Genomic DNA, 21,626 nt, shown 5'->3' with positions numbered 1-21,626 from the left:
ACCCATACACTGTGTTGATTTCCAACGAGTAAGAGGCTAACCTTATGGTGTTCAGGCATAGGGTAGCCTCACTTTGATTTATAGTCAGGTGGGGCTTTTCTCTGTCTGCCTTTCGGTGATACCTGAGACAAACAGTCTCAAGCACCCGTGGCTATTCTAGCTTAATAAGCTCGTTTCTTCTCCTTGATATAATCCTAAAAAAATCGCATAAAATTAATATATGAGATAATCTTTATTCAGCAGAAGATTATTAAAGGTCGCTGTATTATTTAGCGATAAAAAAAGCCTGCCAGGTGGCAGGCTATTTAATGGCGGCGTTATTACTGCAATAGCGAAATATCCGCAACGCGCAGGAACAGTTCGCGCAGTTTTTCCAGCATGGTCAGACGGTTGATACGCAGTTCCTTGTCATCAACCATAACCATCACTTTATCGAAGAAAGCATCAACCGGCTCACGCAGTTCAGCCAGCTCGACCAGTGCATCCTGGTAACGACCTTCCGCGAAGTACGGCTCCAGCTTGTCGCGCAGTACAACCACCTGCATCGCCAGTTTAATTTCTTCCGGCTCTTTCAGGGTAGAGGCGTTCACACGATCGCTCAGCACTTCGTCTGATTTCGCCAGAATGTTGGAGACACGCTTATTCGCCGCCGCCAGTGCTGCCGCCGCGTCCAGAGTACGGAAGTGCGATACCGCCTTCATACGGGCATCGAAATCTGCCGGACGAGTCGGACGACGCGCCAGAACGGCCTGAATGGTATCAACAGTGTAACCTTCATCCTGATACCAGGCACGGAAACGACCGAGCATAAAGTCGATAACATCATCAACCACGTTGGCGTTGGTCAGCTTATCACCGTACAAGCGCACCGCTTCTTCGGTCAGCGTTTGCAGGTCAAGATTGAGGTTCTTCTCGACGATAATACGCAGCACGCCAAGGGCCGCACGACGCAGTGCAAACGGGTCTTTGTCGCCTTTCGGATGCTGACCAATACCGAAGATACCCGCCAGAGTGTCCATTTTGTCCGCAATCGCCAGCGCGCAAGCTACCGGGTTAGAGGGCAGAGCATCGCCAGCAAAACGCGGTTGATACTGCTCATTTAACGCCACTGCTACATCTTCCGCTTCGCCATCGTGACGTGCGTAGTGCATCCCCATTACGCCCTGAGTGTCGGTGAACTCGAAGACCATGTTGGTCATCAGGTCGCACTTGGAGAGCAGGCCCGCGCGGGTAGCGTGATTAACATCGGCACCAATCTGTTCGGCAATCCAGCCCGCCAGCGCCTGGATGCGATCGGTCTTGTCGCGTAGTGTCCCCAACTGTTGCTGGAACAGTACGGTTTGCAGACGCGGCAGATTATCTTCCAGACGTTTTTTACGGTCGGTATTAAAGAAGAACTCGGCATCTGCCAGACGTGGGCGAACAACCTTCTCGTTACCAGAGATAATTTGCTGCGGATCTTTCGATTCGATGTTGGCAACGAAGATAAAATTCGGCAGCAGTTTGCCGTCGTTCGCATACACCGGGAAGTATTTCTGGTCGCCTTTCATGGTGTAAACCAGTGCTTCAGACGGCACTGCGAGGAATTTCTCTTCGAATTTCGCCGTCAATACAACCGGCCATTCCACCAGCGAAGCCACCTCTTCCAGCAGGCTTTCGCTTAAGTCAGCATTACCGCCAATCTTACGCGCCGCTTCTTCGGCATCGGCTTTGATCTTCGCCTTACGTTCTTCGTAATCAGCGATGACTTTACCGCGCTCACGCAGAATTTCTGGATACTGATCGGCGTTGTCGATAGTGAATTCCGGCTCGCCCATAAAGCGATGACCACGAATCACGCGATCGGCCTGAATCCCCAGAATGGTTGCCGGAATAACTTTATCGCCCAGCAGCAAAGTTACGGTATGCACCGGACGCACAAAATGCACGTCAGATGCGCCCCAACGCATCAGTTTCGGGATCGGCAGTTTTGCCAGCGAGGTAGCGACCATGTTCGGCACCAGCGCTTCAGTGCTTTCACCCTTCACATGGGCGCGATACAACAGCCATTCGCCTTTGTCAGTGGTCAGGCGCTCGGCCTGATCTACGGTGATCCCACAGCCACGCGCCCAACCTTCTGCTGCTTTGGTCGGATTACCTTCAGCGTCGAATGCCTGGGCAATCGCCGGGCCGCGTTTTTCGATTTCGCGATCGGGCTGTGCTTGCGCCAGATTAGCCACTTTCAGCGCCAGACGACGCGGAGCAGCAAACCATTGAACGGTGCCGTGTGCGAGGCCAGCGTTATCCAGCTCCGCAGTAAAGTTCGCAGCAAAGGACTCAGCCAGGCTGCGTAGTGCTTTTGGTGGCAGCTCTTCAGTGCCGATTTCCACCAGAAAAGTTTTCTCAGACATAGCCGCCTCTTACTTATCTTTGTTGCACATCGGGAAGCCGAGGGCTTCACGGGAAGCGTAGTATGCTTCTGCCACTGCTTTGGTCAGGGTGCGAATGCGCAGAATGTAGCGCTGACGCTCGGTGACGGAGATGGCTTTACGCGCATCCAGCAGGTTGAAGCTGTGGGCGGCTTTCAGAATACGCTCGTAGGCTGGCAGCGGCAGCGGATTTTCCAGCGCCAGCAGTTGCTGAGCCTCTTTCTCGTACTGCTCGAAGCAGGTGAACAGGAAGTCCACATCCGCATATTCGAAGTTATAGGTGGATTGCTCCACTTCGTTTTGATGGAACACGTCGCCGTAGGTGGTTTTACCCAGCGGGCCGTCGCTCCAGACCAGGTCGTAAACGCTGTCTACGCCCTGAATGTACATCGCCAGACGTTCCAGACCGTAGGTGATTTCACCGGTAACGGGTTTACACTCCAGACCGCCAACTTGCTGGAAGTACGTGAATTGGGTCACTTCCATGCCGTTCAGCCACACTTCCCAGCCCAGACCCCAGGCACCCAATGTCGGGTTTTCCCAGTTATCTTCTACGAAACGAATGTCGTGAATAGTCGGGTCCATGCCCAGCTCTTTCAAAGAACCCAAATACAGTTCCTGAATGTTATCCGGCGATGGCTTAATCACCACCTGGAACTGATAGTAGTGCTGTAAACGGTTGGGGTTTTCGCCATAGCGACCGTCGGTCGGACGACGAGAAGGCTGAACATAAGCAGCCGCCATCGGTTCTGGCCCCAGCGCGCGCAGACAGGTCATTGGGTGAGAGGTTCCCGCGCCGACTTCCATGTCCAATGGTTGAACAATGGTGCAGCCCTGGCGAGCCCAGTAATCCTGTAAGGTCAGGATCAAGCCCTGGAAGGTCCTGGTATCAAACTTTTGCATATTATTTCGTGCTGGATACGTGTGGATTTAAAGGAAGGGATCAGTATACCCGCTGGATGGAAGATATACAGTACGAAACGGGAAAAAGGCAGGTCTTAACGCATGGAAAGATGCAAAAAATGGCCATCCGCGTCAAAAGAACAGACAAACTGCTCTTTCCGAAAGGTATAGCCGCGCATTTCGTAGCTCCCCTGGAACTGTTCAAATGCGGTGACGTCGATTTTTTGCTCATCGGTGTTATACCGTTTTGCCGCCTGACCTTTGCACAACGCTTCCATGTTCAACGAACGCAGCGGATCAACTTTTACCCGTTGCGCTTTCTGTTCGGGTGGCGGTGTCGAACACCCCACTAGCACAATGAGCGCCATTGCTGGAAAGAAATCCTTCATCATCATTAAATTACCGTCTGGTTTGCAGGTGAGTCTTATTATTAAGATCGGTATAGTGGCGGAATCTTACGAATTTCCTCAAGTCTCTATAAGCTGTAGTGACAAAACTCGGATTATTCCAGTGCGCCAGCCGAATGATTTATCGGCCAGACTTTTTTAACCAGATACAGAGATACTGATGCAACCCAAAATCTACTGGATTGATAACCTGCGAGGGATAGCCTGTTTAATGGTGGTGATGATTCACACGACCAGTTGGTATGTGACGAATGCCCATAGCGTTAGTTCTCTGAGCTGGGATATCGCGAATGTTTTAAACTCTGCATCTCGTGTCAGCGTACCGCTATTTTTCATGATTTCCGGCTATCTCTTTTTCGGCGAACGGAGTGCCCAGCCGCGTCATTTCTTACGTATAGGCATGTGCCTGCTGTTTTATAGCATCGTTGCGCTGATCTACATTGCGCTGTTTACCTCTATCAATGTGGAGTTATCGCTGAAAAACCTGCTGCAAAAGCCAATGTTTTATCACTTATGGTTTTTCTTTGCGATTGCAGTAATTTATCTGATTTCACCGCTGATTCAGGTAAAGAACGTCAACGGTAAAATATTGCTGGTATTAATGGTAGTGATTGGCATCATCGCCAATCCCAACACGGTGCCGCAGAAAATTGGCGGTGTTGAATGGTTACCGATTAACTTATATATCAATGGCGATACTTTTTACTACATCCTGTATGGCATACTGGGCCGCGCGATTGGGATAATGGACACACAACGAAAATCACTATCGTGGGTAAGCGCCTCACTGTTTGTGGCGGGAGTATTTATTATCTCTCGCGGAACATTATATGAATTACACTGGCGCGGAAATTTTGCCGATACCTGGTATCTTTACTGTGGACCAGTAGTTTTTATTTGCGCAATCGCGTTACTGATTCTGGTAAAAAATACCCTTAACGTCCGTATGATTCCGGGCCTGGAGTTGATATCACGCCATTCGTTAGGAATATATGGTTTTCATGCATTAATTATTCACGCTTTACGCACCAATGGTGTGGAATTAAAACAATGGCCTCTCCTGGATATTCTTTGGATATTTAATGCAACGCTGATAATCAGTTTATTGTTTTCAGTTCTTTTGCAGAAGATTGATCGCCGAAGACTCGTCAGTTAGTCACCATAAGCCTGATCAGATTTTTCCTTTCAGGCTTACTGATTATGCCGAGCGCATTAACTGAACCTGACCAAACAAGCAAACAAAGAAAGCAATAGGATATATCACCATTTCGAATGCATTGATTGGCGCATTTAACACACCAATGAATAACAATCCAATAGTAAGCAATGCAATCAAATGACAAATACGCGTAAATAATTCATCTAATTGCCCTAATTTTTCCGAACGAAGATAAGCATAAGTCGCAAATGTCCCGGTCATCAGCACACCGAGAAAATAGCCCTTACCACTTAACAGCGGGCATGAGCTCCATAACCCAACCATGTAAACGAATGCCCCAACAACAAATAATAGCTTTGCCACACTCTTTGACGTTTTCATAACGATCTCCCTATCCATCAGAGATACATTACGAGTAACCAACGAAAGACAAAACTGAAAAACACCATTAACAAATGATTTTCAGAATAAATTCATATTAAAAATTAATGAATCATCAATTTATATAGATGGTAATTATTCTCTACTCAACCAGGGAAAGGGATATTAAGACACATCTGGCAACGCAACACGGCTGCCTGATGAGAGCAAAAGCCTTATCCGACCAACAAGTCGAATAAGGCTCAAGGGAATGCAATTACATATGTGCAGCGATCAAGCGCTGGTTATCCTGGTACATCGCGAACAGGTAGTTGTTATAACTCTGTCCCTTCGTTGAATAACCTTTCAGCTTATGAATCATCGCTGTAGCGGTAATTTCCTGATCCGCTTTACGCAGTTGCGCGCGTGATTTGCGGAAAGACGCGTAAGCCGGATGCGTATTCAGGTTAGTGACGTAAGCACTCACCGATTCTTGTACAGAACTAAACTGAGAGTAACCCTTCACCTTACCCGGCGCATTGGGGCAGCGCCCTTTCATGCACTTCATGCCGAACAGATTGTTGTTGTTACGTGCCAGCTTAGACGTACCCCAACCACTTTCTGCCGCAGCCATCGTCGCCACCATACTGGTAGGAATAATGTCTACGCGTTCAAGCAGCGTATTCCATGGGATTTTTCGCGTATTACCAGACCACTTCACCTTGTAACGCCTGGCGATGTCTTGCAGACGCGCACGTTCCGCAGGCGACCATTGGCCCTGGTACTGTTTTGAAATCAGCCAGTTACGCTCCTCCGTGATAGCAGCATTTTGGCTGGTAATATAGGGCATTACAGTCCGGAGAAACGCCTTTTTCCTTGGTGTTCCGGAAGGGTATTTTCGCAAATCAGGAAGTGAACTGCTCTTTGCACTATTGCGAGAATACTCTTCTTTACTGCTTACCTGTTTACTACTGGTCTTCGTTATGTGGGACTTATGATTCGTTGTTGATGTGTGCGTCTTCGCTAACACCTCACTCGAAAACACCAGAGTGAGTAACATAAGAATCATCGCCCCATATCGTCGTATGGGAGTCAAAATCATCAGGTCTCCTGGTCGGATTTAATCATTCCAACACCTTATATTTTTCTCAAATTTGAGAGTTGAATCTCAAATCATATCAAAAATACCTATCAAGAGCACCCTCAAGGAATAGTCCAAATCTGAAACTATGTCACGCATTAACGATTCATAATGGCGCTAAATCGCAGAAAATGCGCGGCTTATCGCAAAAATCAGCCGTTTTTTGTATGTGTGTACTCATCCTTACTTCTCACCCTGCTGGCTCATCGCTTAAGGATAAGTTTTGTCCGACCGATCACTGGCAAACTAACTGAAATCGCAGCATAAGGACTCATCCGCAATGAAGCTTGCCGCCTGTTTTCTGGCACTTCTGCCCGGTTTTACCATTGCTGCCAGTTGGAGTTCCCTGGGGTTTCCCGCCTTTGACGAAGGAGGAGCGGGAACCTTTGTCAGCCATGCACAACGAAAAAACCAGGCCAGCGCCGCACTTGTTGAAGCAGAGCAACAATAGCTTTTCCGGCTTCCTGCATATCAGTACGTCAAGAAGCCGCTGTCAGAATAAAATACCAGGCACGGAAAAATCCTTAGCATAACGCGTTGATGCCTCTGCAATAGCCGAATTTGCACCCCAGCAAATGTAGCGTTATTGTTACCTTCCTTGCTTCAGAGTTCGAATGATATCCCGCTATGACATTCTCCCTTTTTGGTGACAAATTTACCCGCCACTCCGGCATTACGCTGTTGATGGAAGATCTGAACGACGGTTTACGCACTCCCGGCGCGATTATGCTTGGCGGCGGAAACCCGGCGCAGATCCCGGAAATGCAGGATTACTTCCAGACGCTACTGACCGACATGCTGGAAAGCGGCAAAGCAACGGATGCGCTGTGTAATTATGACGGCCCGCAGGGGAAGACTGAACTACTGTCGCTGCTTGCAGGAATGCTACGTGAGAAGCTGGGCTGGGATATCGAACCACAAAATATTGCACTAACAAACGGCAGCCAGAGTGCGTTTTTCTACTTATTTAATCTGTTTGCCGGACGCCGCGCCGACGGTAGCATCAAGAAGGTGTTGTTCCCGTTGGCGCCGGAATACATCGGCTACGCAGATGCCGGACTGGAAGAGGATCTGTTCGTCTCTGCGCGCCCGAATATTGAACTGCTGCCAGAAGGCCAGTTTAAGTATCACGTCGATTTTGAGCATCTGCACATTGGCGAAGAAACGGGGATGATTTGCGTTTCCAGACCAACTAACCCAACGGGAAATGTGATTACTGACGAAGAGTTGCTGAAGCTGGACACGCTGGCGAATCAACACGGTATTCCGCTGGTGATTGATAATGCCTATGGCGTACCGTTCCCCGGCATCATTTTCAGCAAAGCACGTCCGCTGTGGAATCCCAACATAGTGCTGTGCATGAGTCTTTCCAAGCTGGGCCTGCCAGGTTCGCGCTGCGGCATTATTATCGCCAATGAAAAAATCATCACCGCCATCGCCAATATGAACGGTATTATCAGCCTGGCACCCGGCGGTATTGGTCCGGCGATGATGTGTGAAATGATTAAGCGAAACGATCTACTGCGCCTGTCTGAAACGGTCATCAAGCCGTTCTATTACCAACGTGTTCAGGAAACTATCGCCATCATTCGCCGCTATTTACCGGAAGATCGCTGCCTGATTCATAAACCCGAAGGGGCAATTTTCCTCTGGCTATGGTTTAAAGATTTGCCCATTACCACCGAGCAACTCTATCAGCGTCTGAAAGCGCGCGGCGTACTAATGGTACCGGGGCACAATTTCTTCCCAGGTCTGGATAAACCGTGGCCGCACACGCATCAATGTATGCGCATGAACTACGTCCCAGAGCCGGAGAAAATTGAAGCAGGCGTGAGGATTCTGGCGGAAGAGATTGAACGCGCCTGGGCTGAAAGCCATTAAAAGTGGCCTGATGCGCTACGCTTATCAGGCCTACATAATTTCTGCAATATATTGAATCTGGAAGGCTTTGTAGGCCGGATAAGGCATTTACGCCGCATCCGGCATAAACAAAGCACACAATTCCCGCGTTAAAAAACGCCGGAAAAACGTTTCAAACAGGCTGCTGTCGTAGCCGATTCCGCTGCACTTTCTCAACATCCACACACTGCAATGCATGCGTCGGGCAGGCTTCAACACAAGCAGGTCCCGCCGCCCGATGCCAGCAGAGATCACACTTAATCGCCCTCGCTTTTGTGCGCAATGAAACGACCTCCATTGCGCCAAACGGGCAAGCCAACATACAGCTTTTACAGCCAATACAGCGCGATTGTTCAACGAAGATATGTTCATGTTCGCGGCGAATAGCGCCCACAGGACAGACATTCGCGCATGGGGCATCTTCACACTGATGGCAGGCAACTGCCGTGGTCCAGGTATGATCTTTAATCACCCGAATACGCGACATAAACTCGTCAGGCGATAGCGCCGCGCAATCCTGATTTTCCTGATGCGACACCGCGCAGGCCACTTCACAGGTACGGCAACCAATACATTTCGTCGCATCTGCAATAATAAACCGGTTCATGATCGCTCCTTTGAACTAAAACAGCAGCGTGCCAGAGAGTGCGCCATTATTGCTTTGATCCAACAAAGGAAATGTTACGGTTTTGCCTCCTGTCCCATGCTTTGTATGATCGCCCCCTATTCCCGAACGGTAAAACCCAACTCATTAGAGATAGCCTGCGCAGTTTCACGCAGTGGTTTCAGGAGATTTTTTTCTCCAACCTGCTTCAAACGCGACGTAGAAAGAGAAATAGACACGGCATACGGCACTCGCCCATGAATATCAAATACCGGAACAGCAATACAAGACACGCCGAGTTCATTCTCTTCTCTGTCCATTGCCATACCGCTTTCACGAATTTGCGCCAGTTCATCGTACATCGCAGGCAGACCAGTAATTGTATTGCGAGTTAGCGACTGGATCTCATTCTGATGATTTTCCCAATACGATTTCACATAGTCCGGGTGACCGAACGCCATATAAACCTTACCCATAGCCGAACAGTAAAGCGGCATATGCTGACCAATATACGCGCGAGTCCGCAGCATACCGGTGGTAGGTTCGAGTTTATAAATCAAAATAGCGTGGTCATCTTCACGACTGGAGAAATTAATGGTTTCTCCAGTCGCAATATTGAGCGCCTCAAGATGTGGCGCGGCGATATGAATAATATTCAGCGACGACAATGCTTTTTGCCCGACAGCAATAAATTTAGTGGTCAGGCGATAACTACCTGCTGCAGGCGCGGTCGTCACATAGCCGCAGGATTGTAATCCCTGCAATAAACGATGGACTGTGCTTTTATTCAAACCAGCAAGTTCCGAGAGATACGCCAGTGGGCAACCGTTGGGATAATTACTCAAAATCTCAATCAACATCAAACCCCGAAATAAGCTCTGACTTCCGGCCGGGCGTTCTTTTTCCTGCGTCATCTCGTTCTCTTTTTTTCCCATCGTTTCCTTCCCCTTTTTGTCGCGCTCTGATGGTAACGCAAAGTGTGTCGTAGTTCACGATCTCGACAGATAATTTGTAACAAATTGATTTAAATGAAATTTTAAAAACATCAATCAGATTGCTTTGTTAAAAAGCGATCGATATATTTGAAATCAAGTTTCGCATATTGAAATTTAAAGACAAAAAAGCGATCAAAAAAACAAGGAATCCAGGGATGAAAGTCACATTTGAACAATTAAAAGCAGCCTTCAATCGGGTATTACTTTCTCGCGGCGTAAACCGCTTCCCACGCTTCATTCAACAACTGGATAACGGCGATATCATTCCTGACGCCCAACCCAAACGTATAACCAGCCTCGGCGCCATAGAACAGTGGGATGCCCAGCGTTCAATCGGTAACCTGACGGCGAAAAAAATGATGGATCGCGCCATTGAACTGGCGGCGAATCACGGGATTGGTCTGGTCGCATTACGCAATGCTAACCACTGGATGCGCGGCGGCAGCTACGGTTGGCAAGCGGCGGAAAAAGGCTATATCGGCATCTGCTGGACTAACTCCATCGCCGTTATGCCGCCGTGGGGCGCCAAAGAGTGCCGCATCGGCACTAACCCGCTGATCGTCGCCATTCCTTCAACTCCAATCACCATGGTCGATATGTCGATGTCGATGTTCTCTTACGGCATGTTAGAGGTTAACCGCCTGGCAGGTCGTCAGTTACCGGTCGATGGCGGCTTTGACGATGAAGGCAACCTCACCAAAGAACCTGCTGTAATCGAAAAAAATCGCCGCATTTTACCGATGGGTTACTGGAAAGGTTCTGGCATGTCGATTGTGCTGGATATGATCGCCCCCCTGCTTTCCGACGGAGCATCCGTTGCCGAAGTTACCGAAGATAACAGCGACGAGTACGGTATTTCGCAAATCTTTATCGCCATTGAAGTAGACAAGCTTATCGACGGCGCGACCCGCGACGCCAAACTGCAACGCATCATGGATTACGTTACTACCGCTGAACGCGCTGATGAAAACCAGGCCATTCGTTTACCTGGCCACGAATTTACAACCTTACTGGCTGAGAACCGCCGTAACGGCATCACCGTAGATGATAGCGTGTGGGCAAAAATTCAGGCGTTATAAGGAAAAAGCCATGATCTTCGGACATATCGCGCAGCCCAATCCGTGTCGTTTACCCGTAGCCATTGAAAAGGCGCTCGATTTTCTGCGCGCTACCGACTTTAGCTCCCTGGAACCGGGCGTTGTCGAAATCGACGGCAAGAATATTTTTGCGCAAATTATCGATTTAACCACACGCGAGGTGCCGGAAAACCGCCCGGAAGTGCATCGTCGCTATATCGATATTCAGTTTCTGGCATGGGGCGAAGAGAAAATCGGCATCGCTATTGATACAGGAAATAACAAAATCAGCGAGTCACTATTAGAGCAGCGCGATATTATTTTTTATCACGATAGTGAACATGAATCATTTATAGAAATGATACCGGGTAGCTACGCTATTTTCTTCCCACAGGATGTACATCGACCGGCATGTAATAAAAATGCCACTACGGCAATACGCAAAATCGTGGTTAAAGTGGCCCTCGCTGCTTTATAAAAAATTATTACTGGAGCACATAATGAAAGCGAATAATGCCGGTTATATTATCGGTGCATATCCCTGTGCACCTTCTTTTCACCAAAGAAGTGAAGAGGAAGAGAAAGATTTCTGGCGACAATTATCTGATACCCCAGATATTCGAGGACTGGAACAACCTTGCCTGGAAAACTTCCACCCGCTGGGTGACGAATGGCTGTTACGCCATACGCCGGAAAGCTGGAAATTTGTCGTAACGGCAGTGATGGAAACTATGCGTCGTCGTGGCGCAAACAACGGATTTGGTCTCGCCTCCAGTGATGAAGAACAACGCCAGGCTTGTGTGGCGTACTATCGTCATCTTTTACAAAAAATACATAAAATCAATACGCTTCAGGCAGATAAAGTTATTGCGCTTGAACTTCACGCCGCACCACTGGCAAGTAATCCCAATGTCATGCAGGCGACCGACGCATTCTCCCGTTCACTGAAAGAAATCACCCGTTGGGACTGGCCGTGCAAACTGGTGCTGGAACACTGCGACGCCATGACGTCTGCCGCCCCCCGAAAAGGTTTTCTGCCTTTAGAAAATGTGCTGGAAGTCATTGCCGATTATGACGTCAGTGTCTGCATCAACTGGGCGCGTTCCGCTATTGAAGGCCGCAATACCACATTACCGCTCATCCATGCTCAAATGGCAAAACAGGTCGGAAAGCTTGATGCCTTGATGTTCTCTGGTACTGCACTAAACGGCGAATATGGCGAATGGCAGGACCTACACGCGCCGTTTGCTCCTTTCTGTGCAGAAAGTCTGATGACGATAGATCATGTACGTGAATTATTTACTGTGGCAGAACCATCAAGATTGCAATTTTCTGGTATCAAATTATTAGAAATTCATGCTACAGCAAGTGTTCAGCATCGCATCGAAATATTACGCAATGGCATTCATTCAATGGATGAATCCTGGCAGCGTCCTTAATTCATAAGCGAACTCTAATTATCTATTTTTCAATAACGACGACAAATACTCACCACATTTATCTATGACAATAGATTGCATAACAAGAAGGATGTGTTATGAAGCGAATACTCGAGGGCATTCTTGCGATCATTATCGCAATACTGTCTTGCATTATATTTATAAATATAATTCTCAGATATGGATTCCACACAAGTATATTATCTATTGATGAATTATCTCGCCTTTTATTTATTTGGTTAACCTTTATCGGCGCTATCGTTGCTTTTATGGACCACAGCCATGTGCAGGTGACATTTTTAGTCGAAAAACTTTCACCCGCCAATCAGCAACGACTGTCGCTGCTAACCCACACGCTCATTTTATTGTTGTGCCTGGGTCTTGCGTGGGGCGCCATAGTCAAAACCTCCCAGGACTGGAGCAACCTATCTCCCATTCTCGAAGTACCTGTTGGCTTAATGTATGCCGCTGCGATTCCCACCAGCTTGATCATCGCATTTTTGGAAATGCGTCATCTGTACCGGCAATTAACAAACCATCCCAGCCATAAACAACAAGGAGTCTGACGATGACGGTCCTTATCTTTCTTGTCAGCCTGTTAGGTGCAATCGCTATTGGTATTCCCATCGCCTGGTCATTATTGCTTTGCGGCGTAGCCTTGATGTTCTGGATGGATATTTTTGATGTGCAGATTCTGGCGCAAACGCTGGTCAATGGCGCGGACAGTTTTTCACTACTCGCCATCCCCTTCTTTGTGCTGGCTGGTGAAATCATGAATGCCGGTGGCTTGTCGCAACGTATTGTCGACTTGCCAATGAAACTGGTAGGCCACAGAGCAGGGGGACTGGGTTACGTCGGCGTCCTCGCTGCAATGATCATGGCAAGCCTTTCCGGTTCTGCCGTTGCCGATACTGCTGCCGTCGCAGCGTTACTTGTACCAATGATGCGCCAGGCTAACTATCCAGTAAACCGCGCCGCCGGACTTATCGGTTCTGGCGGAATCATTGCGGCCATTATCCCTCCTTCCATTCCGCTCATCATCTTCGGCGTCTCCAGCGGACTCTCCATCAGCAAACTGTTTATGGCCGGGATTGCGCCAGGCATCATGATGGGCGTTACGCTGATGGTAACCTGGTGGTGGCAGGCAAAACGTCTTAATCTGCCTCGCCAACCAAAAGCGTCTGTGCAGGAAGTCTGGCAATCTCTCGTTTCCGGTATCTGGGCGCTGTTTTTACCCGTGATTATTATTGGCGGTTTCCGCTCAGGTTTATTCACGCCAACGGAAGCGGGTGCTGTCGCTGCGTTCTACGCCTTGTTCGTCTCGGTGGTGGTCTATCGCGAAATGACATTCGCCACGCTTTACCATGTATTGGTAAACGCAGCGAAAACGACCTCCGTGGTGATGTTCCTGGTAGCCTCCGCAGCGGTATCTGCATGGCTAATTACCATTGCTGAACTGCCGATGATGGTCTCGGATCTCTTACAGCCTTTAGTGGATTCACCGCGTTTATTATTCATCGTAATTATGCTCGCCATTATGATGATAAGTACGGTAATGGACTTAACACCTACCGTATTAATTCTTACACCTGTATTAATGCCATTAGTGAAAGAAGCGGGAATAGACCCTATCTATTTTGGCATCATGTTTATTATCAACTGTTCGATATCACTCATTACTCCCCCGGTTGGTAACGTCCTTAACGTCGTATGCGGAGTTGCGAAACTCAAATTTGACGATGCGGTAAAAGGCGTTGCGCCCTACGTCATGGTTTTATTCATGTTGTTAGCATTATTTATTTTTATCCCGGAGCTAATTACCGCTCCTCTTAAATGGATGAGTTAAAAGGAAAGCATAATGAAAATACGTTCTGTAACCTACGCATTATTTATTACCGGGCTGGCGGCGTTCAGCACCTCGTCTCTGGCGGCGCAATCTTTACGTTTCGGTTATGAAACCTCACAAACCGACTCACAACATATTGCAGCGAAAAAATTCAATGAATTATTGCAGGAAAAGACCAAAGGTGAACTGAAATTAAAGCTATTTCCTGACAGCACCCTCGGCAACGCGCAGGCAATGATCAGCGGTGTACGCGGCGGCACTATTGATATGGAGATGTCCGGTTCGAATAACTTTACGGGACTTTCGCCGATAATAAATCTACTGGACGTACCTTTCCTGTTCCGCGATACCGCCCACGCGCATAAAACGCTGGACGGTAAAGTCGGCGATGAACTGAAAACATCCCTGGACGGAAAAGGCCTGAAAGTACTGGCGTACTGGGAAAACGGCTGGCGTGATGTTACCAACTCACGCGCACCGGTCAAAACACCTGCCGATCTGAAAGGTCTGAAAATCCGCACCAATAACAGTCCGATGAACATTGCGGCGTTTAAAATTTTTGGCGCTAATCCCATCCCGATGCCGTTTGCCGAAGTGTATACCGGGCTGGAAACCCGCACTATCGACGCTCAGGAACACCCGATCAACGTCGTCTGGTCAGCAAAATTTTATGAAGTACAAAAGTACCTTTCTCTGACGCACCACGCCTATTCGCCGCTTCTGGTGGTGATCAACAAAGCGAAGTTTGATGGCTTAACGCCTGAATTCCAGCAAGCGCTAATTTCATCTGCACAAGAGGCAGGCAACTACCAGCGCAAACTGGTTGCCGAAGATCAGCAAAAAATTATCAATGGCATGAAAGAAGCGGGCGTGGAAGTAATTACCGATCTCGACCGCAAAGCCTTTAGCGACGCGCTGGGTACTCAGGTCCGCGACATGTTTGTTAAAGATGTTCCGCAAGGCGCCGAGCTGCTGAAAGCCGTGGATGAGGTGCAATAAACCATGACGCAATACTGGCTGGGGTTAGATTGTGGCGGTAGCTGGCTGAAAGCCGGACTGTATGACCGCGAAGGCCGGGAGGCAGGTGTACAACGCCTGCCGCTGTGTGCTTTAAGCCCGCAGCCAGGCTGGGCAGAGCGCGATATGGCAGAACTGTGGCAATGCTGCATGGCTGTCATTCGCAACCTGCTTACCTATTCCGGCGTCAGCGGAGAACAAATTGTCGGTATTGGCATCTCGGCGCAGGGAAAAGGCTTGTTTTTACTGGATAAAAACGACAAGCTGCTCGGTAACGCCATTTTGTCCTCGGATCGCCGGGCGATGGAAATCGTTCGTCGCTGGCAGAAAGATGGCATCCCGGAAAAACTCTACCCGCTGACCCGACAAACACTATGGACCGGACATCCGGTATCGCTTTTACGCTGGCTAAAGGAGCACGAGCCTGAGCGTTATGCACAGATTGGTTGTGTGATGATGACGCACGACTACCTACGCTGGTGTTTAACCAGCGTCAAAGGTTGTGAAGAGAGCAATATTTCCGAGTCCAATCTCTACAACATGAATAGCGGGCAGTATGACTCGTGTCTTACTGACGGGCTGGGGATTAGTGAAATCAATCACGCCCTGCCGCCTGTCGTTGGTTCTGCCGAAATCTGCGGGGAAATTACCGCGCAAACAGCCGCGCTGACCGGTCTGAAAGCGGGTACGCCCGTTGTCGGCGGTTTGTTTGATGTTGTTTCCACGGCACTTTGCGCCGGAATCGAAGACGAATATACCCTCAATGCAGTGATGGGCACCTGGGCGGTGACCAGCGGCATAACCCGCGGTCTGCGCGACGATGAAGCACATCCGTATGTCTATGGTCGCTATGTTAACGACAGTGAATTTATCGTTCACGAAGCCAGCCCAACATCTTCCGGCAATCTCGAATGGTTTACCGCACAGTGGGGAGAAATCTCGTTTGCCGAGATCAACCAGGCCATTGCCAGTTTGCCGAAAGCCGGTGGCGATCTCTTTTTCCTGCCGTTCCTGTACGGTAGCAACGCCGGACTCGAGATGACCAGCGGTTTCTACGGGATGCAGGCCATTCACACCCGCGCGCATCTGTTACAGGCCATCTATGAAGGCGTGGTGTTCAGCCATATGACCCACCTCAACCGGATGCGCGACGTTACGCTGTTAAAAGACAGCGTCGATATCGTCGAAGCGGGCACCATTCTCTGTTTAAACGAAGGGCTTGGCGCGGTGAAAGCCTTGCGCGAACAGTGCCCGGACAAAATCATCGTTGCCGACTGGAAGGTCGCCGACGCCGGAGAAACGCTCGCGCAACAGGCGTTTGCCGCTGGTGCTAACTGGATGACTATCATCTGCGCCGCACCGCTCGCGACGGTAGAAAAAGGCCACGCGATGGCACAGAACTGTGGCGGTGAAATTCAGATAGAGCTATTCGGCAACTGGACGCTGGACGATGCCCGTGACTGGCATCGTATTGGCGTACGACAGGCGATTTATCATCGTGGTCGTGACGCGCAGGCCAGCGGGCAACAGTGGGGCGAGGCCGATCTGGCACGTATGAAAGCGCTTTCCGATATCGGTCTTGAGCTTTCGATTACCGGCGGAATTACACCTGCCGACCTGCCACTGTTTAAAGACATTCGCGTGAAGGCATTTATTGCCGGGCGAGCGCTGGCAGGCGCGGTAAATCCGGCGCAGGTCGCCGCTGATTTCCATGCGCAAATTGATGCCATCTGGGGAGGTTCTCGTGCGTAACCATCCGTTAGGTATTTATGAAAAAGCGCTGGCGAAAGATCTCTCCTGGCCGGAGCGGCTGGTGCTGGCAAAAAGCTGTGGCTTTGATTTTGTCGAAATGTCGGTGGATGAAACCGACGAGCGTCTGTCGCGCCTTGACTGGAGCGCCGCGCAAAGGGCTTCACTGGTTGCCGCGATGATCGAAACGGGTGTTGGGATCCCGTCGATGTGCCTGTCCGCCCATCGTCGCTTTCCTTTTGGTAGCCGTGACGATGCGGTACGCCAGCGAGCACGGGAAATCATGAGCAAAGCGATTCGCCTGGCGCGCGATCTCGGCATTCGCACCATTCAACTGGCGGGTTACGACGTCTATTACGAAGAGCATGACGAAGGCACCCAGCAACGTTTTGCTGAAGGGCTGGCGTGGGCGGTCGAACAGGCGGCGGCATCACAAGTCATGCTGGCGGTGGAGATTATGGATACCGCGTTTATGAACTCCATCAGCAAATGGAAAAAGTGGGACGAAATGCTCGCCTCACCGTGGTTCACTGTCTACCCGGACGTCGGCAACCTCAGCGCCTGGGGTAATGATGTTCCCGCCGAACTGAAACTGGGTATTGACCGGATCGCGGCAATCCATCTGAAAGACACCCAGCCAGTCACCGAGCATAGCCCTGGACAGTTCCGCGACGTGCCGTTTGGCGAAGGCTGTGTTGATTTTGTCGGCATCTTCAAAACGCTGCATCAACTGAACTATCGCGGTTCATTCCTGATTGAGATGTGGACCGAAAAAGCCAAAGAACCGGTGCTGGAAATAATTCAGGCGCGGCGCTGGATTGAAGCACGTATGCAGGAGGCGGGATTTATATGTTAGAGCAACTGAAAGCCGACGTGCTGGCGGCGAATCTGGCGCTTCCCGCTCATCATCTGGTGACGTTCACCTGGGGCAATGTCAGCGCGATAGACGAAACGCGGCAATGGATGGTAATTAAGCCTTCCGGCGTTGAGTATGAGGTAATGACCGCCGACGATATGGTGGTGGTTGAGATAGCCAGCGGCAAGGTGGTGGAAGGCAGCAAAAAGCCCTCTTCCGACACGCCAACGCATCTGGCGCTTTACCGTCGCTTTGCGGAGATTGGCGGCATTGTGCATACCCACTCGCGCCACGCCACCATCTGGTCACAGGCCGGGCAGGATCTCCCCGCCTGGGGCACCACGCACGCCGATTACTTCTATGGCGCCATCCCCTGCACTCGCCTGATGACCTCAGAGGAGATCAACGGCGAGTATGAATACCAGACCGGCGAAGTGATCATTAAAACCTTCGAAGAGCGTGGGTTGAACCCGGCACAAATCCCGGCGGTACTGGTGCATTCTCACGGCCCGTTCGCATGGGGTAAAAACGCCGCCGATGCCGTGCATAATGCCATAGTGCTGGAAGAGTGCGCATACATGGGTCTGTTCTCGCGCCAACTTGCGCCACAGCTCCCTGCGATGCAAAACGAACTGCTGGATAAGCACTACCTGCGTAAGCATGGGGCAAACGCTTATTACGGGCAATAGCCATGCCTGAGAGTGCCCGGCAATACACGCCGGGCAGCCTTTCACATCAGAACAGCCCCAATGGTTTATCCGAGTAACTCACCAGCAGGCACTTGGTTTGCTGGTAATGCTCCAGCATCATCTTGTGGGTTTCACGGCCAATGCCTGATTGTTTGTAACCACCAAACGCCGCATGTGCCGGGTAGGCGTGATAACAGTTGGTCCACACGCGCCCGGCCTGAATGCCGCGGCCCATTTTATAGGCCAGATTACCGTTACGACTCCAGACGCCTGCGCCCAGGCCATATTGTGTATCGTTGGCAATCTCCAGCGCTTCATCCATCGTTTTAAACGTCGTCACCGCCAGCACCGGGCCAAAAATCTCCTCCTGGAAAACGCGCATATTGTTCTGACCAAACAGAATCGTCGGTTCGAGGTAATAACCGTCTTTCAGTTCGCCTTCCAGCAGCTTGCGCCGCCCGCCGGTAAGCACGTCTGCACCCTCTTTTTTACCGATATCGATGTAATTGAGGATGGTTTCCAGTTGCCCGTGCGAAACCTGTGCCCCCATTTGCGTCACGCTATCGAGCGGGTTACCGCTGCGAATGCTTTCGACACGGCGGATAGCGCGCTCCATAAAGCGTTCGTAGATAGACTCCTGCACTAAAGCACGACTTGGGCAGGTGCAAACTTCGCCCTGGTTAAAGGCAAACAGTGCAAAGCCTTCCAGCGCTTTATCGAAAAAGGCATCTTCTTCATCCATCACATCAGCAAAGAAGATATTTGGTGATTTGCCGCCCAGCTCCAGGGTTACCGGAATAATGTTTTGCGTGGCGTACTGCATAATTTGTTGGCCCACTTCCGTTGAGCCGGTAAACGCCACTTTAGCAATACGTTTTGAAGTCGCCAGATATTCGCCAATTTCCCCGCCTGCGCCATTCACCACGTTTACGACGCCTGGCGGCAGTAAATCCCCGACGATTTCCATCAGCAAAAGCACCGAAAGCGGGGTAAGTCGGGCGGGTTTTAGCACCACACAGTTACCCGCTGCCAGCGCAGGCGCCATTTTCCAGCTCGCCATCAGCAGCGGGAAGTTCCACGGGATAATCTGCCCCACCACGCCTAACGGTTCGTGGAAATGATAAGCCACAGTTTCGCTATCAACTTCGCTGATACCGCCTTCCTGTGCCCGAATACACGAGGCGAAATAGCGGAAATGGTCAATCGCCAACGGCACGTCGGCGGCGCTGGTTTCGCGGATGGGTTTGCCGTTATCCCAGGTTTCTGCCGTCGCTAACAGCTCAAGGTTTTGCTCCATCCGATCGGCAATTTTAAACAGAATCGCCGCGCGATCCTGCACCGAGGTATGCGCCCATTTATCTTTTACTTTATGCGCAGCATCCAGCGCCAGATCGATATCGCGTTTACCCGAAGACGCCACTTCGCACAGCAGCTGCCCGGTCACCGGCGTCAGGTTCTGGTAATACTCGCCGTCGGCAGGCGCGACCCATTCGCCGCCAATAAAGTTGTCGTAGCGTGCTTTTAACTTAAGAGGAAAACCATACTCGCCGGGCTGAACACGTGCTGAAGGGGGATTATTGGTCATGATCGTCTCCTTGCTGTGTGAGGTATAACAAGGGTAGACGTGACTGGCGAAATCTTCGCCAGTCGGTAACAGCTTTACGACGGCTATCACGAATTTACGGGCAAAAGCTACAGCGGGTAGTGTGCAACGTACACTGCTTGCTGGTTATTAATTCTTTTCTCTTGCGCGAATCCTTCTTTAACAATCGTCCGTAAATCGGTCCGCGCCGTATTATCCGAGACGCCCAGACTCACACTAATTTCAGCAACTGTGTACTCTTTTCCCGGATTGGCGAGCATCACATTCAGGAGCGTTACCTGGCGCGGATTCAGGCGTTTAAGCACGCCAGAGCTAAACAGCACCCTATCGAGTTTTGCGCTTCGTTGCATAATTTCATCAATATGCTGCTGCCAGTTTTGCAAAGCACGTTTAATGACACCGGCCTGATATTCAAGGAAATAAGTCAGATCCATACCGTCTGATTCAGTGTACTGGTAGCTGGCGGCATATTTTACTGACGCGGCATAAAGCAAACGGCTGATGGAAATATATTTAAAAACATTGTAGCCCGATTTCAGCATATACCAGTAAAACAGCGCCCGACTGGTGCGCCCGTTGCCATCGCGAAAGGGATGTTCATGGGCCAGCATAAAATGCAGAATACAGGAGCGGACTAACGGATGAATATATCCCTCACGGCTATTTAACCACTGGCAAACTTTTTCCAGCCGTTCCGGCAACAACGCCGCTGCGGGCGGTTGATGCACTATATTGCTGTCATAGTCGGCGATCACAACATCATCTGTTTCACGAAATTCGCCCGGTCGATATTTCGCGTCGTTTATTCCCCCCATGCCAATAGCATGTAACTGACGAATAAGCGCAGGTGTTAGCGGTTCTGCGAGTAAGTGCGGAATTTCTGCCATCAACCGGGCGTTGCCCGCAATCATATGCTCGTCTTCAGTGCGTGGCGCCCGCCCTGTTTCCAGCATGTTTCTCGCCACCAGCGTCGTGGTATTCGCACCCTCCAGTTGGGAGCTGGTGATCGGCTCTTCCAGGCGTAACTGGCTTAACTCAGCGCCCGCCCCGCGCAACCGTTCAGTCTGATCTTTCAGCGCCAACGCAGTGGCATGTTTATCGACAAGCTCACAAACTTCTGCAATCACAGGCGTAATGTTGAATCCGGCCTGTTCGCCTGCTTCATTGCAGTAATTGATTCGCTGGATCGCCGCGTTGCGCGCCAGCCGGGTAAGCGTCCACGCCACTTCGACGTTTTCTCCTTTTTTTATGCGATACTGCAACTCATCAAAAGGTAGATAACGTCCTTTTTCATCGGTGACCCGGTTAAAGCGCAGATGAGCCTGAAGTTCCTCACCCGTTAAGTGTGATAAAGAAATCAGCCTGGGAGGTGATTTGATAGCCATTTGCTTATCTCAAAAAAGCGCAATATTGAGATAGTGTATAGCAGACCAGAGAAACTATCTCAAAAATCGAAAATTTTGAGATAGTTGATA

20 protein-coding genes and 2 pseudogenes are annotated in these 21,626 nt (G+C 50.0%); 13 read left to right on the top strand and 9 right to left on the bottom strand.

The window, feature by feature from the left end; all coding sequences use genetic code 11:
• Window positions 1–320 precede the first annotated feature (320 nt).
• The 3 genes from glyS to EA14781_RS14315 all read right to left on the bottom strand — a co-directional run bounded on the left by glyS (window position 321) and on the right by EA14781_RS14315 (window position 3,706).
• Window positions 321–2,390, bottom strand: a complete 2,070-nt coding sequence (gene glyS / locus EA14781_RS14325; protein ID WP_001291807.1) for a glycine--tRNA ligase subunit beta — start codon at window positions 2,388–2,390, stop codon at window positions 321–323.
• A 9-nt stretch (window positions 2,391–2,399) separates the two neighbouring features.
• On the bottom strand, window positions 2,400–3,311 hold the full coding sequence (gene glyQ, locus EA14781_RS14320) for a glycine--tRNA ligase subunit alpha (protein WP_001168544.1): 912 nt from the start codon (window positions 3,309–3,311) through the stop codon (window positions 2,400–2,402).
• A 95-nt stretch (window positions 3,312–3,406) separates the two neighbouring features.
• Window positions 3,407–3,706 (bottom strand): YsaB family lipoprotein, encoded by a 300-nt coding sequence (locus EA14781_RS14315; protein WP_000979960.1) that lies wholly within the window; start codon window positions 3,704–3,706, stop codon window positions 3,407–3,409.
• 172 nt (window positions 3,707–3,878) lie between these two features.
• On the opposite strand from EA14781_RS14315, the gene EA14781_RS14310 reads away from it, so the two are divergent.
• Window positions 3,879–4,874 (top strand): acyltransferase, encoded by a 996-nt coding sequence (locus EA14781_RS14310; RefSeq protein WP_001182624.1) that lies wholly within the window; start codon window positions 3,879–3,881, stop codon window positions 4,872–4,874.
• Window positions 4,875–4,916: 42 nt separating this feature from the next.
• On the opposite strand, the gene yiaB is transcribed toward EA14781_RS14310, so the two are convergent.
• Window positions 4,917–5,258, bottom strand: coding sequence for an inner membrane protein YiaB (yiaB, locus tag EA14781_RS14305; RefSeq protein ID WP_000858124.1), 342 nt, complete (start codon window positions 5,256–5,258; stop codon window positions 4,917–4,919).
• A 256-nt stretch (window positions 5,259–5,514) separates the two neighbouring features.
• A complete protein-coding gene (locus EA14781_RS14300; RefSeq protein WP_002460272.1) occupies window positions 5,515–6,339 on the bottom strand; it encodes a protein bax in 825 nt (274 codons plus the stop codon).
• Between the two features lie 319 nt (window positions 6,340–6,658).
• On the opposite strand from EA14781_RS14300, the pseudogene EA14781_RS23415 reads away from it, so the two are divergent.
• Window positions 6,659–6,826 (top strand): annotated as a pseudogene (locus EA14781_RS23415) (alpha-amylase); the annotation flags it as partial.
• Window positions 6,827–7,005: 179 nt separating this feature from the next.
• Window positions 7,006–8,259 (top strand): valine--pyruvate transaminase, encoded by a 1,254-nt coding sequence (avtA, locus tag EA14781_RS14295; protein WP_000144332.1) that lies wholly within the window; start codon window positions 7,006–7,008, stop codon window positions 8,257–8,259.
• A gap of 151 nt (window positions 8,260–8,410) precedes the next feature.
• Here the strand turns inward: avtA and EA14781_RS14290 are convergent, their stop codons facing one another.
• Together EA14781_RS14290 and yiaJ are read right to left on the bottom strand one after the other, a co-directional pair.
• Window positions 8,411–8,884 (bottom strand): 4Fe-4S binding protein, encoded by a 474-nt coding sequence (locus tag EA14781_RS14290; RefSeq protein ID WP_001078801.1) that lies wholly within the window; start codon window positions 8,882–8,884, stop codon window positions 8,411–8,413.
• 116 nt (window positions 8,885–9,000) lie between these two features.
• On the bottom strand, window positions 9,001–9,816 hold the full coding sequence (yiaJ, locus tag EA14781_RS14285; protein WP_000516608.1) for an IclR family transcriptional regulator YiaJ: 816 nt from the start codon (window positions 9,814–9,816) through the stop codon (window positions 9,001–9,003).
• Between the two features lie 215 nt (window positions 9,817–10,031).
• On the opposite strand from yiaJ, the gene yiaK reads away from it, so the two are divergent.
• The 10 genes and pseudogenes from yiaK to araD all read left to right on the top strand — a co-directional run bounded on the left by yiaK (window position 10,032) and on the right by araD (window position 18,548).
• Window positions 10,032–10,955, top strand: coding sequence for a 3-dehydro-L-gulonate 2-dehydrogenase (gene yiaK, locus EA14781_RS14280; RefSeq protein WP_000869056.1), 924 nt, complete (start codon window positions 10,032–10,034; stop codon window positions 10,953–10,955).
• Window positions 10,956–10,965: 10 nt separating this feature from the next.
• Window positions 10,966–11,430: a YhcH/YjgK/YiaL family protein gene (locus tag EA14781_RS14275; RefSeq protein ID WP_000576110.1), complete on the top strand. Its 465-nt coding sequence runs from the start codon at window positions 10,966–10,968 to the stop codon at window positions 11,428–11,430.
• A gap of 22 nt (window positions 11,431–11,452) precedes the next feature.
• The gene (locus EA14781_RS14270) at window positions 11,453–12,391 is read left to right on the top strand and encodes a DUF4862 family protein (RefSeq protein WP_000646632.1); all 939 of its coding nucleotides are present in this window, start codon (window positions 11,453–11,455) and stop codon (window positions 12,389–12,391) included.
• Between the two features lie 98 nt (window positions 12,392–12,489).
• Window positions 12,490–12,957 (top strand): 2,3-diketo-L-gulonate TRAP transporter small permease YiaM, encoded by a 468-nt coding sequence (gene yiaM, locus EA14781_RS14265; protein ID WP_000821444.1) that lies wholly within the window; start codon window positions 12,490–12,492, stop codon window positions 12,955–12,957.
• Window positions 12,958–12,959: 2 nt separating this feature from the next.
• Window positions 12,960–14,237, top strand: a complete 1,278-nt coding sequence (yiaN, locus tag EA14781_RS14260) for a 2,3-diketo-L-gulonate TRAP transporter large permease YiaN (RefSeq protein WP_000217170.1) — start codon at window positions 12,960–12,962, stop codon at window positions 14,235–14,237.
• 12 nt (window positions 14,238–14,249) lie between these two features.
• Window positions 14,250–15,236: a 2,3-diketo-L-gulonate TRAP transporter substrate-binding protein YiaO gene (gene yiaO / locus EA14781_RS14255; protein WP_000702696.1), complete on the top strand. Its 987-nt coding sequence runs from the start codon at window positions 14,250–14,252 to the stop codon at window positions 15,234–15,236.
• A 3-nt stretch (window positions 15,237–15,239) separates the two neighbouring features.
• Window positions 15,240–16,406, top strand: a pseudogene (locus tag EA14781_RS14250) (FGGY-family carbohydrate kinase); the annotation flags it as partial.
• Complete coding sequence (ulaD, locus tag EA14781_RS25255; protein WP_042326705.1) at window positions 16,380–17,006, top strand: 3-keto-L-gulonate-6-phosphate decarboxylase UlaD; 627 nt, start codon at window positions 16,380–16,382, stop codon at window positions 17,004–17,006. The pseudogene EA14781_RS14250 and the gene ulaD, both read left to right, overlap by 27 nt.
• The gene (locus EA14781_RS14240; protein ID WP_002460286.1) at window positions 16,999–17,859 is read left to right on the top strand and encodes an L-ribulose-5-phosphate 3-epimerase; all 861 of its coding nucleotides are present in this window, start codon (window positions 16,999–17,001) and stop codon (window positions 17,857–17,859) included. Before ulaD ends, EA14781_RS14240 begins: the two co-directional genes overlap by 8 nt.
• On the top strand, window positions 17,853–18,548 hold the full coding sequence (gene araD / locus EA14781_RS14235; protein WP_000893116.1) for an L-ribulose-5-phosphate 4-epimerase: 696 nt from the start codon (window positions 17,853–17,855) through the stop codon (window positions 18,546–18,548). Before EA14781_RS14240 ends, araD begins: the two co-directional genes overlap by 7 nt.
• Before the next feature lie 46 nt (window positions 18,549–18,594).
• On the opposite strand, the gene aldB is transcribed toward araD, so the two are convergent.
• Together aldB and EA14781_RS14225 are read right to left on the bottom strand one after the other, a co-directional pair.
• Window positions 18,595–20,133 carry an aldehyde dehydrogenase AldB gene (aldB, locus tag EA14781_RS14230; RefSeq protein ID WP_002460288.1) on the bottom strand — a complete coding sequence of 513 codons (1,539 nt, stop codon included), beginning with the start codon at window positions 20,131–20,133 and terminating at the stop codon, window positions 18,595–18,597.
• A gap of 107 nt (window positions 20,134–20,240) precedes the next feature.
• Window positions 20,241–21,536, bottom strand: coding sequence for a Fic family protein (locus tag EA14781_RS14225; RefSeq protein ID WP_000985750.1), 1,296 nt, complete (start codon window positions 21,534–21,536; stop codon window positions 20,241–20,243).
• Between the last annotated feature and the right edge of the window lie 90 nt (window positions 21,537–21,626).

Origin of the sequence: Escherichia albertii NBRC 107761 = DSM 17582 (genome assembly GCF_000759775.1) — a bacterium.
In the GTDB taxonomy this organism is placed as follows: Bacteria; Pseudomonadota; Gammaproteobacteria; order Enterobacterales; family Enterobacteriaceae; genus Escherichia; species Escherichia albertii.
This window is presented reverse-complemented; position numbering and strand designations above follow the sequence as displayed.

Bases quoted from the DNA above. Each gene is read 5' to 3' on its own strand.
- araD (WP_000893116.1), top strand. From the start codon at position 17,853: ATGTTAGAGCAACTGAAAGCCGACGTGCTGGCGGCGAATCTGGCGCTT.
- yiaB (WP_000858124.1), bottom strand. From the start codon at position 5,258: ATGAAAACGTCAAAGAGTGTGGCAAAGCTATTATTTGTTGTTGGGGCA.
- EA14781_RS14315 (WP_000979960.1), bottom strand. From the start codon at position 3,706: ATGATGATGAAGGATTTCTTTCCAGCAATGGCGCTCATTGTGCTAGTG.
- EA14781_RS14275 (WP_000576110.1), top strand. From the start codon at position 10,966: ATGATCTTCGGACATATCGCGCAGCCCAATCCGTGTCGTTTACCCGTA.
- yiaJ (WP_000516608.1), bottom strand. From the start codon at position 9,816: ATGGGAAAAAAAGAGAACGAGATGACGCAGGAAAAAGAACGCCCGGCC.
- glyS (WP_001291807.1), bottom strand. From the start codon at position 2,390: ATGTCTGAGAAAACTTTTCTGGTGGAAATCGGCACTGAAGAGCTGCCA.
- yiaK (WP_000869056.1), top strand. From the start codon at position 10,032: ATGAAAGTCACATTTGAACAATTAAAAGCAGCCTTCAATCGGGTATTA.
- EA14781_RS14270 (WP_000646632.1), top strand. From the start codon at position 11,453: ATGAAAGCGAATAATGCCGGTTATATTATCGGTGCATATCCCTGTGCA.
- yiaM (WP_000821444.1), top strand. From the start codon at position 12,490: ATGAAGCGAATACTCGAGGGCATTCTTGCGATCATTATCGCAATACTG.
- EA14781_RS14290 (WP_001078801.1), bottom strand. From the start codon at position 8,884: ATGAACCGGTTTATTATTGCAGATGCGACGAAATGTATTGGTTGCCGT.
- aldB (WP_002460288.1), bottom strand. From the start codon at position 20,133: ATGACCAATAATCCCCCTTCAGCACGTGTTCAGCCCGGCGAGTATGGT.
- EA14781_RS14310 (WP_001182624.1), top strand. From the start codon at position 3,879: ATGCAACCCAAAATCTACTGGATTGATAACCTGCGAGGGATAGCCTGT.
- EA14781_RS14225 (WP_000985750.1), bottom strand. From the start codon at position 21,536: ATGGCTATCAAATCACCTCCCAGGCTGATTTCTTTATCACACTTAACG.
- glyQ (WP_001168544.1), bottom strand. From the start codon at position 3,311: ATGCAAAAGTTTGATACCAGGACCTTCCAGGGCTTGATCCTGACCTTA.
- yiaN (WP_000217170.1), top strand. From the start codon at position 12,960: ATGACGGTCCTTATCTTTCTTGTCAGCCTGTTAGGTGCAATCGCTATT.
- EA14781_RS14300 (WP_002460272.1), bottom strand. From the start codon at position 6,339: ATGATTTTGACTCCCATACGACGATATGGGGCGATGATTCTTATGTTA.
- ulaD (WP_042326705.1), top strand. From the start codon at position 16,380: ATGACCCACCTCAACCGGATGCGCGACGTTACGCTGTTAAAAGACAGC.
- avtA (WP_000144332.1), top strand. From the start codon at position 7,006: ATGACATTCTCCCTTTTTGGTGACAAATTTACCCGCCACTCCGGCATT.
- yiaO (WP_000702696.1), top strand. From the start codon at position 14,250: ATGAAAATACGTTCTGTAACCTACGCATTATTTATTACCGGGCTGGCG.